The following is an 18,053-nucleotide window of genomic DNA, read 5'->3' on the forward strand; positions in this document are numbered from 1 at the left end:
AGTCCCATGCTGGATCAATATAGGCGGATCAAACGGGAGCATCAGGGGGAGGTACTTTTTTTTCGTCTAGGTGATTTTTATGAGATGTTCGCGGATGATGCCCTGGAAGTTTCCGGCTTACTTAATCTCACCCTGACAAGCCGTAACGGATTGCCCATGTGCGGGCTTCCCTATCATGCGGCCCGTTCTTATATTGCCCGTTTATTACGATTGGGTAAAAAGATAGCTATTTGCGAACAGCTTACCGAACCCGGTAAGGGCCGGGGTATTATAGAACGGGAAGTGGTAGAGGTTATCACCCCGGGAACCACGGTGGACGATGACTATCTGGAAAAGGGCAGTTCCAACTACCTTTCCGCCCTTTCCTCGACTGCCAAATTTCTCTCCTTCGCCTATATCGATCTTTCCACCGGGGATTTCCATGCCACCTCATTCCCCTTTGCGGGCGCCGATGAACGGCTCAGGCTGGAGCTGGAACGGCTCCAGGTAAAGGAAATTGTGGTCCAGGAATCCTTGCTGGAAGAATATCCCGGTTTAGCGGAGGCAATTTTAGGAAGATCCGGTCTGGTGGTAAACCGTTGGGCGGATTGGCTTTTTGATCCGGTCCGGAGCAAAGAACGGCTTGAAGGCCAGTTTGGAACGGCAAGCCTTAAAGGTTTCGGCTTGGAGGAGGATAGCCCGGAGATTATTTCCGCCGGGGCGCTGCTGGATTATCTGGACGATACCGCCAAAAGCCTGCTGCCCCATGTGCGGACCATCAGTCTCTACGGGGAATCCGAATATGTGGGTATCGACGAATCCACCCAGCGGAACCTGGAACTTATCAGGAACCTTCGGGATGGGGATGTACGGTTTTCCCTGTTGGAAGTTCTGGACGAGACCAAAACCTCCATGGGGAGGCGGCTCTTAAAATGGCGGATCCTTCACCCGTTGCAGGATCTTGTCCGGATCAATAAACGGCTTGATATGGTGGAAACCCTCTACCATGAGCAGGGGCAGCTTGCTTCCTTTAGGGAGCTTTTGGGGAAAACCCCGGACCTGGAACGGCTGAGTTCCCGGTTGGCCATGGATAGGGCCCACGGCAAGGATATGCTTGCCATAAAAAACGCCCTGAAGGCTTTTGAGGCGGTGGAAGGGCTGAGCGGAAAGTTGAACCTGGACTTTGAATCCTTCTCTGCCACGTCCCTGGATTCCAAGGGTTTTGAGCGGCTGATGAACCTTATGGACCTTTTGGAGCGGAGCATCCCCGAGGACCCCTCCATATTGCTCACCGAAGGGAATTTGATTAAGGATGGCTTTAATGCCGACCTGGATGCTGTCCGGCGCTTTCGGGACAACGGACGGAAGCTGCTGGAAGATTACCTGGAAGAAGAACGGCAGGCGACGGGGATTCCCAGCCTTAAGATCCAGCACAACCGTTTTATCGGGTATTTTTTCGAGGTAACCAAGGCCAACCTGCCCAAAGTCCCCCCCCGGTTTATCCGCCGTCAGAATATAGTCTCCGGGGAACGGTACACCACGGATAAACTCGCCGCCCTGGAATCGGAAATTAACGGGGCCTCCGATAAGGTGATTGAACTGGAAAAAAAACTTTTCCTGGAGATCCGGAACAAGGCCAAGGAGCTTATTCCGGATCTGTCCGCCTCGGCCCGGCGGATCGCCGAACTTGACGTCGCCCAGTCCCTGGCCTGGGCCGCCACCGCCCAGGGGTGGATCCGGCCCCAGGTGAATACCGGCAACCGGATCCGGGTTTTGGAAAGCCGTCATCCCGTGGTGGAGGTCCATTTAAAGCGGGGGGAATTTATTCCCAATGATATCATCCTGGAAGGGGATGGGGTCTTCTTTGCCCTGATTACCGGGCCGAACATGGCGGGTAAATCCACCTACCTCCGCCAAACCGCCTTGATCGTGATCATGGCCCAGATGGGGAGTTTTGTCCCCGCCCGGGAAGCGGAGATCGGCATGGTGGATAGGATCTATTGCCGGGTCGGGGCATCGGATAACCTGGCCCGGGGAGAATCGACCTTCCTGGTGGAGATGAACGAGACCGCCTATATCCTCCATACCGCCACCGAAAAGAGCCTCGTGATCATGGATGAAGTGGGGAGGGGAACCGGAACCAACGACGGACTCTCCATAGCATGGGCGGTTTGCGAGGAGCTTTTGGATTATATAAAATGTCGGACCCTCTTTGCCACCCATTACCACGAATTGTCCCTGATTGCCCACCCCGCCCTGGCCAACCGGTCCATGGAGGTCCTGGACCAGAACGGGGAAATCATTTTTTTACGCAAACTGAAGGAAGGGTCTGCCGCGGAATCCTACGGTCTTCCGGTGGCCCGCCTGGCGGGTCTCCCCGAACGGGTCCTGCAGCGGGCCGGCCGGATCATGACCCGGCTTAGGGAAAACGAAAAAGCCCTCCACGATGCCCTTCCCGACGGTTCCAAGTCTCCGGGGGATGAGGAACCCCTCCCCCCGGCTCCTTCCGGGAGCTGGGGCGAAAAACTGGATGTTTTTATCGAGGATATCCTCAGCCTGGATCCGAACCGTATGACCCCCCTGGAGGCCTTATACCGGATCCATACCTGGAAATCCTTGGTTGATCCCAAAGGTGTCCATACTTCCAAGGGAAATCGCCCCGCCGGTACGGGAAAAGGCACTCCCTCCCTCTTTGACTAAAGCGCCCTGAATGCCGTTGCCTTATAAGGGGTATGGATCATCAAAAATCTTTTTTCCCCTTTATCCGGGAATGGTTTTTCCCCTCGGGATGTCCGGTCTGCGGAAAACTTCTTTTGGACCCCCAGGACGCCCGGTACGGGCTCTGCGGAGATTGTAAAGCGGCCCTTTCCTCGGGGGATGAAAACCGCTGTTCCCTCTGCGGGCGTCCCCTGATATCCGAAAAGGAACGGTGCCTTCCCTGCCGGGAGGGGGAGGGGCGCTCTTTTGATCGGGTTTTTGCGGTTTTCCCCTATACCGGAAAATACCAAAAGGTCCTCAGGGCCTATAAATTCGGTAAATTCCGAAGTCTGGGGAATTTTTTCGTGGAGAAGCTTACGGAGAGCCTTTCCTTTTTCCCCCGGGAAGGGATGGAAAATCCCTGCTGGGTACCCGTACCCCCCCGGCCGGGAAAATTACGGCGTTACGGCTGGGATCAGGTGGAATACCTGGCCGGGCTGTTGGAAAAACAGTACCGGGAACAAAAGCCTTCTTCGGGGGCCCTGCCGGTATACCGCTGCCTTAAACGGTTTTCCTCCCAAACCCAAAAAGGACTTACCCGGGAAAAACGGAAAACAAACCTCCGAGGCAGGATCCGCTGTACCCAAAAGCCCCCTCCGGAGGTGGTTCTTCTTGACGATGTGATCACCACCGGCTTTACCCTGGATGCCTGCGCCGCGGCCCTTAAGGAGGGGGGCGCGGAAAAGGTCTATGGAATAGCGCTTTTTTATGATTAATAGGGGATTTTATCCTTGTTTTAGGCCGAAAAGCTTGTTACGTTTGACAAATAAGGGTATATATAAGGCATGAGAAAAAAATATACCGGCCAGATGATTTTGTCGGGACTTATTGTTTTTTTGGCTTTCTCTGCCTGTGCTAATTCGGTGCAACCGACGATTCAGCTTTATCGGTTGTCCTATAACGGAAACGGACACGATGATGGAACTCCTCCCCAGGCGGCCCAGGCGGTACCCGGAGCCAGGATAAACACGGCGGTAAATTCCGGATATTTGACTAAAGCCGGATATTATTTTGCCGGGTGGAATATCCAGCCTGACGGCAGGGGGGCTTCCTACAAACCGGGAGGCCCGGTATCGCTGGATAACCATATGGAGCTTTATGCCCAATGGGTTTTGTTGCCGGCGGAAAAACCGCTTACAACTTTTCACGCGGTTACCACCGGTAATACCTGGTACTTAGTAGAGGGGGTAAAACTTGTGGAAAATGACTTCTGTATTGTTTACGGCGATGTGAACGAGAATATACCCCCTGATGTGGCGAAGAATGTCGCCGATCAATATGCAAGTGAAATCTATCCCAAAATTACCGGTGTTTTTGGCGAAATCACTTATATGCCCGTGAATAACGGTAAACTCTTCCTGCTCCTGCTGGATATCCAAGATGGGTTTACCGGTGGCGGCGGTTATGTGGCGGGTTACTTTGATTCTACCCACATGTACGCCTTCCCCAATTCCAACAGGGCGGCCATGCTTTTTATGGATGTATATCCCGGGGATCCCCGCCGCTTAAAAGATTTTTGTACCGTTGTAGCCCATGAATTGCAGCATCTTATCAATTTTTCCGGTGGAAAGCCCAAAAACACCTGGATCAATGAGGGTTTATCCCTGGCGGCGGAATATATTTACGGCGGAGAACAAATTACCCAGCGGATAAATTATTTTAATATGAAAGGTACCTCCATACCCTATGGGAATAATTTTTTTGTCTGGGATGGAGAGTGGGAACAGCATGGGTATGTCCTGGAGAATTACTCCACCGCCTATCTTTTTTTCCGGTGGCTGGGGATCCAGGCTAAGGGGAAGAATGATATATACACCGATATCGCCAATTCGAACCATGCCGACTACTGGGCCGTAATCGAGGCGGTGATGAACAGCGCCCATGGGTTTCCCCCTGCATTTTATGATTGGAAAACCCTGCTTGCCACCTGGATGCTGGCTAATTACTATCAAGAAGGCAGGGGGTTTTATGGGTATAAGAACGAGCTTAAAGACGAAAATCAAAGAAAAGTAACCTTGACGGTACAGAATATATACGTCGGCGGTTCTCAGTACTCTTTAGCTCCCGGCGAGGGGGTGTTTTCCCCAATCCCCGAGGGTACTTCTTTAGCATATGCCCCAAGGGATAATATTTATTATATTGGCCTCCCGGAATCTACCCCGCCTGCGGATTTATATGCCGCCCCTTACTCAGGAAAGGACCTCCTCACCTTTAATGGAAATCCCTCTGAGAAAGGACAGCCTGAATACGGGTATGTGGCCTCATTGGGACCCACGGGGATGGGGAGAAATGCGGTAAACCGGAATAAGCTCGGTCCCCCGGAGGAACCCCAGGGAAATTATCCCGTGGATTTCCGGGAAATGGCGAAAAAAAACCGCCCCCTTCCCTAGGCTGGGGAAAGGATGATCGTGAAAAAAGACCTTTTTTTTATGGCCCTGTGGGTGTTTCTTCCGGGGTTGCTTTTCCCCCGGGGAAATGGGGACATCCCAAAAACGGAAGAACCGGTAGTGTCCGGGGAAGGTCTCCATGACCGTGCCCTTCCGGGACAGCTTTTGGAGCTTACCGGAAGGCTCAGCCTGCGGGGAAGCGAACCCTTTCCAGAGCCGGTGCTTACCGATGCGGAGGGCTATGAGTGGCATATAGCCCGGGAAGACCGTAGGATCCTTGCGGGGTATGAACAGCGGATCGTGACGGTCCGGGGCCGCCTGGAGCTGCGGGAAATGATCCTGGCCAATGGCCAAAATCAGGGAACCCGCCGGATCCTCAGCGGGATCGTTCTGGTTCGGTAACACCGGGTCCGCATAATACCCATAATCGTGCACAACCCTATTGACAAAGGGTGATTGCCTCGATAGAATTTATACGACAATTGAGATTTATTTAAAAAGGGCTCGCAGGGACGGCCCTTTTTTGTTGCCGGGAAAGGCAGCGGCAATCCCCAAACCGGTCGTTTGGGGATTGGTTTGGTGTTTTACCTTAATCGGCAGCCGGTTCGGAATCATGGAGGGCTTATTGCGGTTTACTCCCCGGGGTGGAAATCCTCTTTTTGACGCGCTTGAACCGGTAATAACGGGTTTGGGAATGATCCTGGTGGAATTATCCGTATTCCATCATAAGGGGGGCGTTCAAATCCGTGCTGTGGTTTCCGGGCCAAACCCCATGGGGGTGGAGGGTTGTTCCCGGGTCCATCATGCCCTGCTTCCCCGGTTGGAGTTGGCCTTTCCCGGTCAGGATCTATCCGTAGAGGTGTCCTCCCCGGGGATAGACCGGGTTATTAAAGACGGTTCCGAATTTGCCTGTTATATAGGCCGGGGTGTACGGTGTTTCAGGACGGATATTTCCGATTGGTCCGGCGGTATCTTGGTAGCCGCGGATACCACCCAGGTTACGATTAAGAATCGGGATGGAGAAATGAAGCTTGACTATGAAATTATCGCCAAGGCAAAGTTAGATTACTCACAGGAGGTTGAAAACTCGTGGCAACGGATATGACGGAGGCAATACATCAACTTATTCAGGATAGGGGTATCTCTGAGGAGTTGGTGCTGCGGACCATCGAAAACACCCTTCTTGCGGCATATAAACGCCGCTTTGGAAACGCCGACAACGCGATTGTCCGGTTTAGTGATGACAACCGGGAAGTTTCGATTTACGCAAAGAAAAAAATTGTAGATGGTGTTTACGATCCGGTTTCGGAGATAGATCTGGAAGAAGCCCGGGAGTTGAACCCCGAGGCGGAAATTGGGGATGAGCTGCTTTTAGAAGTAGACCCCAAGGACTTTGACCGGATTTCAGTACAGAGCGCCAAACAGACCGCCCATCAGTCTATTCGGGAAATCCAGAAAGACAGCCTTTTTGAGGAATACAAGGATAAGGTGGGGGAGATAATCATCGGGTACTATCAGCGGGAACGGAACGGTACCATTTATGTGGATCTGGGAAAGGTGGAGGGGATCCTGCCTAAAAAATACCAGTCTCCCCGGGAAATCTACCATGTAAACGATCGGATCAAGGCTCTGATCACCGAGGTAAACAAGACCCCCGCGGGGCTCCAGGTGGTACTTTCCCGGACCCATACCGATTTTGTCCGGGCCATCTTTGAGCTTGAGGTACCGGAAGTTTACGATAAAACCGTGGAAATTCACAAAATAGTTCGGGAGCCGGGGTACCGAACCAAACTAGCGGTTTATTCCAACCGGGAGGATGTGGACCCGGTGGGGGCCTGTGTGGGTCTTAAGGGGGTCCGGATCCAGGCGGTGATCCGAGAAATGGAAGGGGAAAAGATCGATATCCTTAAATACGATCCGGACCCCCGGCGGTTCATAAAAAATGCCCTTTCCCCGGCGGAGGTCCGGGATGTGGTGGTTTTGGATGAAGGCAAACACCAGGCCCTGGCGGTGGTCAGCGATTCCCAGCTTTCCCTGGCCATAGGGAAGCAGGGGCTGAATGTGCGTTTGGCGAACCGCCTCGTGGATTGGAATATAGACGTTAAAACCGATGCCCAGTTTGCGGAAATGGATATATCCTCCGAATCCCGGCGGGCGGTTTCCGAACTTTTCGGGGATCCCGAATCCTATGACGAAGAGATATCCCGGATTTTGGAATTGCCCGGGGTGGATTCCGCGGTGGCCGAAGCCCTCCGGACCAACGGTATTGATTTTATCGAAGATTTTCTTGCCCTCTCACCGGAGAAACTCGGTGATATCCCGGGGGTTACCCCGGAACAGATTGAGGTTCTGCGTAAACTTATTGAAGATAATGTTGAAATTGTGGAAGAGGAAGAAATCCAGGGAGAAGAGGTCTTTTCCGATGATGTTCCGGAGAGCGGGGAGGAAAGTTCCGCCATGGAAGCGGAGGGGGAAGAGAATTTCCCGGAGGTGGAGGAATATGAATGTCCCGAATGTGGAGCCAAGATAACGGTGGATATGACAAGCTGTCCGAATTGCGGCATTGGGTTGAGTTTTGAATATGAGGATGAATAATTATCATCATTAACGGTATGAATAAAGGTGGATCATGGCTGAGGAATTAGATAGTACCCAAAAACCAAAGAAAGTTGAACTCATTAAACATGTGAGGAACGATCATGACCCTCAGGAAGGAAAAAGCGGTTCCGGAGGGGATCATGGGGAACGCCGCAAGGTGGTGGTGGTTAAGAAAAAAAGCGCCCTTCCGGTTGCGCCGGGGGCTGCGAAAAAAATTCAGCCGAAGGTCGTGGTGGTACCTGCCCAGGTGGAAACGGGGAATGAAAAGGAAGGCGTCTCCCCTGTTTCCGAACCCGCCGGAACCAAAGAAAATTCCCTGCCCGGGGGGGGAGTACCGAAAAACATCCCTCCGGTGCGGAGTGGAGATCCGCAGATCACCGCTTTTCCCAATACCCAGCGGCCCGCGGTCGCCGTCGGCCGGGTAGGGGGACGTCCGGTGGGGCCGCGCCCTCCCCGGGACGAGGGAAACCGTCCGCCTTTTTCCAACCAGCGTTCCCCGGGCGGCGGTCCGGGACGGAGCGGGGGCAGGCCGATGGGCCCCCGTCCCGGTGATAACCGGGGCGGTTTTCAGGGCAGTCCCCGGCAGTTTGGAAGCGGCGCCCCTTCCCGGCCCGGGGGGCCCCGGCCTGCCGGCGGCCCCGGCCGTCCCGGTGGGTTTACCGGATCCCGGCCGCAGGGTCCCCGGTCTGGTCCTGGTTTGCCCCCACCCCCCTCGCTGGCGGAGGGGAAAGGGCCGGTAAAGAAGTCCTTTAAGGCGAAAAAGGCGGTTTATCAGCGAAAAGAACAGGAAATGGAGGAAAAACTCCTCCAGACCAAAAAAAAGATCACCCACATGGCCAATCCGGTCCCCAAATCCATTGATATTATGGAAGTGATATCGGTTTCAGAACTGGCCCGCAAGATGAACCTTAAGGCATCGGATCTGATTCAGAAACTGATGAGTATGGGGATGATGGTAACCATAAATCAGCAGATCGACGCGGAAACCGCCACGATTTTGGCGGCGGAATTTGGGGCGGACGTAAACATTGTCAGCCTCTACGATGAGACCGTGATCGCGACCGAAGCGGACGATGACGCGTCCCTGGCCCCCCGGCCCCCGGTGGTTACGGTCATGGGTCACGTGGATCACGGTAAAACCAAACTCCTGGACGCCATCCGGAGCGCCGATGTGGTTTCCGGCGAATTCGGCGGTATCACCCAGCATATCGGGGCCTATACGGTGGATACCGTTCATGGGGGCCGGATCACCTTCCTGGATACCCCCGGTCATGAGGCCTTTACCCGGATGCGGGCCCGGGGCGCCCAGGTAACGGACATTGTGATACTGGTGGTTGCCGCCGATGACGGGGTGATGCCCCAGACCATTGAGGCCATAAACCACGCTAAAGAGGCGGAAGTTCCCATTATCGTGGCGGTTAATAAAATGGACAAACCCGAGGCCAACCCCGATAAGGTTAAGAGCCAGCTTTCGGAGCTGGGCCTTATGCCCGAAGATTGGGGGGGGCAAACCATGTTTGTGGAACTTTCCGCCCTCAGGAAGGAGGGGATCGATAAGCTCATCGATGCCATCCTGCTGGAAACGGAAATTCTGGATCTCAAGGCCAATTATAACCGGAACGCCGAAGGAAAGATCCTGGAATCTCGGATAGATCACGGCCGTGGTATCGTTGCCACCGTCATCGTACAGCGGGGGACCCTGGAGATTGGGGATTCCTTTGTGGCCGGTATTTGGCCCGGAAAGGTACGGGCCCTCTTTAACGACAAGGGGGAAAAGGTTGATCAGGCCACCCCTTCCATGCCCGTGGAGGTATTGGGTTTTGAGGGGATCCCCGATGCGGGGGACCCCATCCATGTGGTGGGGGATGAACGGGTAGCCCGGGGGATTTCCGCAAAACGGCAGGAGCTTAAACGGTTTGAGGACGCCAAAAACATCAAAAAGATCACCCTGGACAACCTCTACGATACCATCAATGACGGGGCGATTCAGGAACTCAAGGTTATTATCAAAAGTGATGTCCAGGGTTCCGCCGAGGTACTCCGATCGAGTTTGGAGAAACTCTCCAACGATGAGGTACGGCTTAATGTGATCCAGGCCCTTCCGGGGGCTATCAACGAAGGGGATGTGGATCTGGCCATCGCCTCCAATGCCATTATCATCGGGTTTAACGTGCGGCCCGTCCCCAAGGCGAAGATCCTGGCGGATCAGGAGAAGGTGGATGTCCGTAAATACAATGTCATATACAAGGCGGTCGAAGAGATCCGCCAGGCCATGGAGGGGATGCTTAAACCCGATACCAAAGAGGAAGTGATCGCTTCGGTGGAGGTACGGGAAACCTTTAAGGTGCCGAAAATCGGTACCATCGCCGGATGTTATGTCCTTAGCGGGACGGTTAAGCGGAACGCCAGTGTGAATATCATCCGGGAGGGTATCGTGGTTCATACGGGGAAAATCAGTTCCCTCCGGCGTTTTAAAGATGATGCCCGGGAAGTGGCGGCGGGTTATGAATGCGGAATAGGGTTTGACGGGTTTGACGCCATCCAGGTGGGGGATCAAATAGAGGTTTTTGAATTAGTAGAAATTGCCCGGAAGTTTGGACCGTAAGCTATGTCGGAATATAGGCTTGAACGGATAGGACGGCTTATTCAGGAACTGATCGGGTCCCTCATCGTGGAGGGCCGGATCAAAGATCCCCGGGTGGATTCCTTTATCTCTATTACCCGGGTTAAGGTATCCCGGGATCTCTCCTTCGCGGATGTGTATGTCTCCGATTATCGGACCACCAAGGGTCCCCGGCAGGGTATCGCCGGTTTACAGAGCGCCGCCGGGTTTATCCAGGCCCAGTTAAACGCCGGGATGCGGATCCGCCAAATTCCCCGGCTCCGTTTTCACGAGGATCCGGGGATTCGTGAAGGCTTTGAGATGATTAAAAAAATCGAGGGTTTAGTGCATAATGACGGCTCCTGAGCCCTCGGGAATAGTATTGCTCAACAAACCCCCCGGACTAACCTCATTTCAATCCCTGGATTTGGTAAAAAAGTTCTTTTCCACTTCTAAGGTAGGTCACGCCGGTACCCTGGATAAGTTTGCCTCGGGTCTCCTCCTGGTGCTGGTGGGCCGGGCGGTAAAATTAACCCCCTGGGTTTCGGGTTGTGATAAACACTACCAGGGGGTCATCCGGTTCGGCGTTGAAACCGATACCCTGGATCCCGAAGGCGCCCCCATCGCCCGGGGGGAGATCCCCCCCCGGGAAGTCCTGGAGGAGGTCCTTCCCCGGTTTCGGGGGGATATACTCCAGGCGCCTCCGGCTTATTCCGCGATCCATCTGGGGGGTAAACGGGCTTCCCAGCGCGTCCGGGAGGGAGAGTCGGTGGAAATGGAGAAACGCCCCGTTACGGTTTATGCCCTGGACCTCCTCTCCTACGAGCCGCCCCTGGCTTCCATCCATGTCCATTGTTCCAAGGGGACCTATATCCGCTCCCTGGCCCGGGACATAGCCCTGGCGGCGGGCTCCCGGGGCCACCTCCAGGCCCTTACCCGGACCCAGGCGGCGGGTTTTTATCTTTCCCAGGCCCTGGAATTTTCCTCCTTCTCCCCGGAAAAGGCCCCCCCGGCGGAGGTCCTTACGCCCCTGGATCCGCGCTTCTTTGAAGCCCTGGGGATCCCCGTTATTTTTGCCGATGCCCCTACGGCGGAAAAGATATGCCGGGGCATACCCCCGGACAGGCTCATAAAGGAGAAACGGCTTATTCCTCCCCCGGATGCCCAGGTTGCCGCGGTAGGGCTGTTCCGATCCGGGGCCGGCAGGGACGGGGATTTTTTGGGAATAATCGAACAAAAGGCCGCCGGTGTCTGGTCCTACGGATATGTCTATGCGTCTTCTTGAGTGGCCCCGCGTTATGGCGGGCGCCCTTTTAGACGGGTCCGTCAGGGGAGGAACCGCCGTGACCGTCGGGGTTTTTGACGGGGTTCACCGGGGCCATCAGGCCCTTATCGGAAAGATCCTTCGGCAGGCCCCCGGCTGTGTCCCCACGGTGATCACCTTTAGGCAAAACCCCAAGAAGGTATTACGCCCTGGGGAATACCGGGGGGATATTGTCGGGTTGGACCGGAAGATGATTATCTTTGAAGCCCTGGGGGTGGAACTGGTTATCCTGATTGACTTTTCCGGAGATTTCAGTAAAATAAGGGGTAGGGATTTTATTGGTTTTTTAAAAAGCCGGGGAAGCTTACAATTTCTCGCGGTGGGCAGTAATTTCCGGTGTGGCTGTGGACTTGATACGGGGGTAACGGAAATAAAAAAACTCAACCCCCAAACCGAAGTGGTTCCCCCGGTAATGGAAGGGGGGCTGCCGGTTAGTTCCAGCCGGATCCGGGAGGCGGTTTTCTCAGGCGACCTGGATAAGGCGGCTTTGCTCCTGGGTAGAAAGGTGGAAATAGATTTGGCCGGTATCGCTTTCCGCCCTAAGGGGGGTGGTTTGTTTTACGAGGCCCGTTCCCATTACCGGATCCTGCCCCCCCCAGGGTGGTATAGCGTAAATTTTTATGGATCCCCTCAGAGCGGGGGAACGGAAACGGAAGTGCTGATTGAAGATGACGGCGTGTTTATTCCGTCATTACATCAGGCGGATCGTATTGAATTTATAAAGGAGCCGGTTTCAAAATGCAAGGTTTAAATCCGGTTTTAGAAAAAGCGGTGGGACTAGCCGGGCGTTTTTTCTTTAAATCCAAGGCTGCCGGACAAGCAAGGCTTGTCTTTCAAAATCATGGTCCCGGGGGACCGGAGGATTTTGAATCAGCTTACGAGGTGAATTGGTTTCCAAGGAGAGAATATATATGGCTTTAAACAAAGAAGATGTGACCTCTATCATTACGAAATTCGGCAAGAACGAAAAGGATACCGGTACCTCGGAAGTTCAAATTGCCCTGTTGACCAAACGGATAAACCAGCTTACGGAGCATTGCAAGCTCTATAAGAAGGACAAGTCCAGCCAGCGAGGCTTGTTGATCCTGGTCGGAAAGCGGCGGCGTATGTTGAAGTATATACAGCGGACTGAGCTGGAAAAGTACCGGTCCCTTATCAAGGAATTGGGACTCCGCAAATAACCCCCGTAAAACCCCTCGGGGTTTTACGGTTCTTTGGCGCTGCCTGGAATCGGCCCGTATGAAAGCGGCCGGGCCCGGGTCTCTTTAAGGCCCCTGAGGCTGTTTCATAAAGATGAAGCGGCGGCCTTATATTTAGGGGAAAAAGCGGGATGGCTCCATTGGGGGTTTAACCGTTTTTTCCAAAGCCGGTTTCAAAAGAAATGTGCGTTCTGAGACCGGCTCATGTGGATAGGAGTATATGATTCAAAGAGTAAGCTTGCAAATTTCCGGTAAAGACTTGATTCTTGAAACCGGCAGAATCGCAAAACAGGCCAATGGGGCGGTTTTTGCGCAATACGCGGGTTCAGCGGTGATTGCCACCGTTTGTTCGTCGTCAAGCGCCGTGGAAGGGCTGGATTATGTCCCCCTGACGGTGGATTATAATGAAAAGTATTATGCCGCCGGAAAAATTCCCGGGGGCTTTATCAAACGGGAGAGCCGTCCCAAGGACAAGGAGATCCTCGTCTCCCGGATTATCGATCGGCCGATGCGCCCCCTGTTTGATAAGAATTTCGGCCGGGAAATCCAGGTGGTTCCCACGACCATCTCCACCGATCAGGTAAATCCCCCGGATATCCTGGCGATTATCGCTTCCTCCGCGGCGGTACATATTTCGGATATCCCCTTTAACGGCCCCATCGCGGGGGTGCGGATCTGTTCCGTCGCCGGGGAACTCATTGTTAACCCCACCTACGACGAAATTGAAAAGTCGGAACTGGAGATAGTGGTGGCCGGTACCAAAGAGGGTATTACCATGGTGGAAGGGGGCGCCGCCGAGGTTGATGAAGATACCATGATTGCCGCCCTGGAAAAAGCCCAGGGGGTTATCGGTGAGCTTTGTGAATTGCAGCAAAAGCTGCGGGAGCTTGCGGGTAAGGAAAAGCTTCCCCTGGTCGAGCCCGCTTTTGTTCTGGAAAACAAGGAACTTATCCGGAACGCCGCCTATCCCCGGTTGGAGGAAGCCTGTTTTGTCAAGGGCAAGCAGGAACGCGGCGGGGCCATCAGAAAGGTAAAGGACGATATTGCCGCGTTATATGCCGCCCAGTTAGAGGATGAAATCCAGAAAAAGCTCTTCGACGCCCTTTTTGAGGATATGGAATATGAAATCCTCCGTTCCTCGATTTTAGATAAGGGCCTGCGGGTGGATGGCCGGGGGACTGAAGATATCCGGGATATTACCTGCGAAGTGGGGATCCTCCCCCGGACCCACGGTTCAGCCCTTTTTACCCGGGGCGAGACCCAGGCTTTGGCGGTTACCACCCTGGGGACCGTATTTGACGAGCAGATCTACGATGATATCGAAGGGGATAAGCGGGAGAATTTCATTTTACACTACAATTTTCCCCCCTATTCGGTGGGGGAGGTCGGCCGTATGGGAACGGGCCGCCGGGAAATCGGTCACGGTAACCTGGCCCGGCGTTCCCTGGCGGCTATGGTACCTCCCAAGGACAAATTTCCCTATACCGTGCGGGTGGTTTCGGAGATCATGGAGTCCAACGGTTCCTCATCCATGGCATCGGTGTGCGGCGGAACCCTTTCCATGCTTCAGGCCGGGGTGCCCATGAAAAAGCCCGTGGCCGGTATTGCCATGGGGCTTATCACCGAAGGCCGGGGCGGGCCCGGGGACCGGTATGCGGTGCTTTCGGATATCCTGGGGGAAGAGGATCATCTGGGGGATATGGATTTTAAGGTGGCGGGAACCGAAACGGGTATTACCGGGTTCCAGATGGATATCAAGATCGCCGGGGTCAGCCCCGAAGTGATGCGGAAAGCCCTGGATCAGGCCAAACGGGGGCGGCTCCATATCCTCTCCATTATGAACCGGACCATCAGCAAACCCGCGGCGGATATCAGTGAATACGCCCCAAAGATCGTAACCCTCACCATAGATGTCGATAAGATCGGCGCCCTCATTGGCCCGGGGGGTAAAAATGTCAAAGCCCTCTGTGAACAGTACCGGGTTACCATTAACACGGATAATGACGGAACGGTTACCATTTACGGAAAAAATTCCAAGGATGCGGAAGATGCCAGGACTGCGGTTCTGGGCATCGTTTCCGACCCGGAAGTCGGACGGATATATACGGGAACGGTAAAACGGATCATGGAATTCGGCGCCTTCGTGGAGATCCTGCCGGGTAAGGAAGGGCTGGTGCATATTTCAAAACTATCCCGCCAGCGCATTGCCGTGGTGACCGATATCCTGAAAGAAGGGCAGGTCATACCGGTGAAACTCCTGGAAATCGACAGAATGGGACGGCTCAACCTTTCTTATATTGATGCGATTGATCCTTCCGGGGAGGAGCATTCCGGAGAAGGGGGACATCCGCAGCGGAATCGTTGACCGGACCTTAAGGGGTCCTCATAATTACTTTGGGAGGGGAAATTATGACGGGAAATACTAATCCGGTAATACGGATCAATAAAAAAGATCCGAAGGCCCGGCTGCCCCGGTACGAAAGTGAGGGGGCCGCCGGAGCGGATATTACCGCAAGGCTTACGGAGGAACTCCTGATACCCTCCATGGGCCGGGCTTTGGTGCCCACGGGACTGACCCTGGAGATCCCTCCGGGATACGAGGGGCAGATTCGGCCCCGATCGGGGCTGGCCATCCGTCACGGGGTTACGATTTTAAATTCCCCGGGGACCATTGATTCGGATTATCGGGGGGAACTGGGGATCATCTTGATCAATCTCGGCGCCGAGTCTTTTACCGTAAAAGACGGAGACCGGATAGCCCAGTTGGTGATTGCCCCGGTATCGAAGGCCCTGATGACCGAAACCGAGTCGGTATCCTCAACGGCCCGGGGAAGCGGCGGATTTGGATCAACGGGAATATCATCTTAACCCAGATGGAAAACAAACGCTCCGCATCCTGGACCATGTTCAGAAGTATTTTTTTTGAAACCCTGATTTCGTTTTTGGTAGCCTTTCTTTTTTTCTTTTTTGTTTTTTTTGTAAACCAGCTGCTGCTTATGGCCCAGGAGATTTTAACCAAAAAGGTTCCTTTTCAACAGGTTGCCCTATTGGTCCTTTTTTCCCTTCCTTCGGTGGTGGCCATGTCCGCGCCCTTCGCCTCCTTAGTGGGGACCCTTATGACCATCGGCCGCATGACTTCGGATAACGAGGTACTGGTGATGCTCTCTTCGGGCCTTTCCTACCGGAATATTTTCATTCCCGCCATAACCATAGGAGTGGTTATCTCTATCCTGTCTTTTTTGGCCAACGACATACTGCTCCCCGCGGGGACCGTACAATTTACCCGGCTTTACCGGCGGATTCTGGTTTCAACTCCGGCGCTGGAATTGGAATCCAACTCGGTTAAACGGTTTAAAGATACGGTGCTTGTTACCGGTAATGTGGAGAACACTTCCATAGACGATATCCTTATATTGGACAAAACCAGCGACGGAGAACGGCGCCTTATTATGGCCCGGAATGCGGAACTGCGGGACGGCGGGCGGGAAGGGATGAGCCTTGATCTGACCAACGCCTTTGTGCAAACTTCCAAGGAAGTAGCCCGGCAGGATTACGATTACGCTTCCAGCAGTTTTCTCCGGTATTTAATACCCCAGGATGATCTGATGCAGGCGGTTTCCAGCATCGGCCCCCGGGAAATGAGTTCCACCGATGTAAAAAGGGAAATAAAAACCCAGGAGGACGAACTGGGGGTACGCCTTGACGAGGAGTATAACAGGGCCTTGAGTTATGCGTTGTCCCTGGAGACGGCCCTGCGGTATGGACCCCAGCGGGAAGAATGGAACCAGCGGGCCAATACCATGTCATCTTTTGTAAAGGGAATAGCCACCGCGGCGGTGATTAAAAATAACCGGAACCTGCTCATATACCGCCTTGAATATTATAAGAAATTTTCCATCCCCTTTGGGGCCCTTTCTTTTGTGTTCCTTGCGGTTTCCCTGGGTCTTTTGGCCAAAAAAAGCGGCCAGACCGTGGGATTTATCTTTGGGCTTATCATAGCGGTTATTTATTGGGCCCTGCTTTTAGGGGGACAAACCATGGGTATTAGATTGGGGTATTCACCTTTCTGGTCCATGTGGTTTCCCAATATTTTGGCCATATCCATAGGTCTTCTTATGGGCATTATCAGGATACGGCGATGACCCTGGATCGTTATTTGATTCGGCAGTTTTTGCCGATATTTTTTGTTGCCGCTTTTATGTTTGTGTTCCTCATCTCCCTCATCGATCTATTTGCCAATTTGTGGCGTTTTCTTAATTACGAGGTTCCCGTTAAGGAAATACTGCGGGTTTATTATTATTATCTGCCCAAAAGCCTCTCCTTTGCCCAGCCTATTTCTCTGCTTTTTGCCACCGCCTATACCCTGGGGGATCTCTATTCAAGGAATGAACTAACCTCAATATTTTCATCGGGGATTCCCTTTTGGCGTTTTAGTTTTTCCCTGGTACTCATCGGTATCCTCGCTTCGGTATTTTCTTTTTATTTTGAGGATAGGGTGGTAATTCCCACCCTTAAGATCAAAAACGATCTGAGCCGTACCTATTTGCGGCAGGAAACCCGGGAGAATAATTCTGATATTGTGATCAAGGCCCGGGAAGGCCGGCTTATCTATTCGGCGGATTATTATGATGACAAGGCCGTTACCTTAAACGGTGTGAGTATCATTGAAAAAGACGAGGACGGAAATTTTTTGGCCCTGATCCGGGCCCCTTCGGCATCCTGGACCGGGGAATTCTGGTCCCTATCCAATGCCCTTATTTATACTTGGGAAGATACCCTCCTGCGGGTCCGTCCCCTGGGACAAAGCGATAGTTACCGGGAAAGCCCCGATACCTTTCGGCGGAGTTCCTATGAGGTGGAATCCCTGTCCGCCCGGGAAGCGGGGCTTTTGGTGGCCGACTTAAAATCGGCGGGGCTTCCCTTTATCGGGGCCCTGGCGGATTATTATCACCGTTTTTCGTATTCCGCGGTTTCCATGGTGGTGATTATCCTGTCCATTTCTATGGGAGGGCGGTTTAAAAAAAACATACTCCTTATGAGCCTTTTGGCAAGCCTCCTGGTGGCGGTTGTTTTTTATGTTATGGAAATGATCACGATGATGATGGCCCGGCTTGGGTATATCCCCCCCATAGTAGGGGCGTGGTTTCCGGTGGCCGCCTTTATTGTGATCGGTATATGCCTGCTCCAGAGTGCGAAAACATAGGGGA

At 53.5% G+C, this 18,053-nt stretch carries 15 protein-coding genes; all 15 read left to right on the top strand.

Going from position 1 to position 18,053, the window contains the following annotated elements; all coding sequences use genetic code 11:
• Positions 1-6: 6 nt before the first annotated feature.
• Complete coding sequence (mutS, locus tag LQZ21_RS02925; RefSeq protein ID WP_411042658.1) at positions 7-2,679, top strand: DNA mismatch repair protein MutS; 2,673 nt, start codon at positions 7-9, stop codon at positions 2,677-2,679.
• A 32-nt stretch (positions 2,680-2,711) separates the two neighbouring features.
• Positions 2,712-3,452, top strand: a complete 741-nt coding sequence (locus LQZ21_RS02930) for a ComF family protein (RefSeq protein WP_411042660.1) — start codon at positions 2,712-2,714, stop codon at positions 3,450-3,452.
• Positions 3,453-3,521: 69 nt separating this feature from the next.
• Entirely contained in the window at positions 3,522-5,126 is a 1,605-nt protein-coding gene (locus tag LQZ21_RS02935; RefSeq protein ID WP_411042661.1) for an InlB B-repeat-containing protein, read from the top strand.
• A 12-nt stretch (positions 5,127-5,138) separates the two neighbouring features.
• Entirely contained in the window at positions 5,139-5,525 is a 387-nt protein-coding gene (locus tag LQZ21_RS02940) for a hypothetical protein (protein ID WP_411042663.1), read from the top strand.
• A gap of 211 nt (positions 5,526-5,736) precedes the next feature.
• Positions 5,737-6,228, top strand: a complete 492-nt coding sequence (locus LQZ21_RS02945) for an LSm family protein (RefSeq protein ID WP_411042664.1) — start codon at positions 5,737-5,739, stop codon at positions 6,226-6,228.
• Positions 6,213-7,718 carry a transcription termination factor NusA gene (nusA, locus tag LQZ21_RS02950; RefSeq protein ID WP_411042666.1) on the top strand — a complete coding sequence of 502 codons (1,506 nt, stop codon included), beginning with the start codon at positions 6,213-6,215 and terminating at the stop codon, positions 7,716-7,718. Before LQZ21_RS02945 ends, nusA begins: the two co-directional genes overlap by 16 nt.
• 34 nt (positions 7,719-7,752) lie before the next feature.
• Complete coding sequence (infB, locus tag LQZ21_RS02955; RefSeq protein ID WP_411042668.1) at positions 7,753-10,326, top strand: translation initiation factor IF-2; 2,574 nt, start codon at positions 7,753-7,755, stop codon at positions 10,324-10,326.
• A 3-nt stretch (positions 10,327-10,329) separates the two neighbouring features.
• Positions 10,330-10,689 carry a 30S ribosome-binding factor RbfA gene (gene rbfA, locus LQZ21_RS02960; RefSeq protein WP_411042669.1) on the top strand — a complete coding sequence of 120 codons (360 nt, stop codon included), beginning with the start codon at positions 10,330-10,332 and terminating at the stop codon, positions 10,687-10,689.
• Positions 10,676-11,608: a tRNA pseudouridine(55) synthase TruB gene (truB, locus tag LQZ21_RS02965; RefSeq protein ID WP_411042671.1), complete on the top strand. Its 933-nt coding sequence runs from the start codon at positions 10,676-10,678 to the stop codon at positions 11,606-11,608. Before rbfA ends, truB begins: the two co-directional genes overlap by 14 nt.
• A complete protein-coding gene (locus LQZ21_RS02970; RefSeq protein WP_411042672.1) occupies positions 11,595-12,398 on the top strand; it encodes an FAD synthetase family protein in 804 nt (267 codons plus the stop codon). The genes truB and LQZ21_RS02970 overlap by 14 nt, the downstream gene beginning before the upstream one ends.
• Positions 12,399-12,558: 160 nt before the next feature.
• The gene (gene rpsO / locus LQZ21_RS02975) at positions 12,559-12,828 is read left to right on the top strand and encodes a 30S ribosomal protein S15 (protein WP_411042674.1); all 270 of its coding nucleotides are present in this window, start codon (positions 12,559-12,561) and stop codon (positions 12,826-12,828) included.
• 238 nt (positions 12,829-13,066) lie between these two features.
• Positions 13,067-15,211, top strand: a complete 2,145-nt coding sequence (gene pnp / locus LQZ21_RS02980) for a polyribonucleotide nucleotidyltransferase (RefSeq protein ID WP_411042676.1) — start codon at positions 13,067-13,069, stop codon at positions 15,209-15,211.
• 44 nt (positions 15,212-15,255) lie between these two features.
• Positions 15,256-15,714 (top strand): dUTP diphosphatase, encoded by a 459-nt coding sequence (dut, locus tag LQZ21_RS02985; protein WP_411042677.1) that lies wholly within the window; start codon positions 15,256-15,258, stop codon positions 15,712-15,714.
• A gap of 5 nt (positions 15,715-15,719) precedes the next feature.
• A complete protein-coding gene (locus LQZ21_RS02990; RefSeq protein ID WP_411042679.1) occupies positions 15,720-16,988 on the top strand; it encodes an LptF/LptG family permease in 1,269 nt (422 codons plus the stop codon).
• Positions 16,985-18,049, top strand: a complete 1,065-nt coding sequence (locus LQZ21_RS02995; RefSeq protein WP_411042681.1) for an LptF/LptG family permease — start codon at positions 16,985-16,987, stop codon at positions 18,047-18,049. Before LQZ21_RS02990 ends, LQZ21_RS02995 begins: the two co-directional genes overlap by 4 nt.
• The last annotated feature ends 4 nt before the right edge of the window (positions 18,050-18,053 follow it).

It is taken from the genome of Treponema sp. TIM-1, assembly GCF_046533115.1.
GTDB lineage: Bacteria > Spirochaetota > Spirochaetia > Treponematales > Breznakiellaceae > JAIRMO01.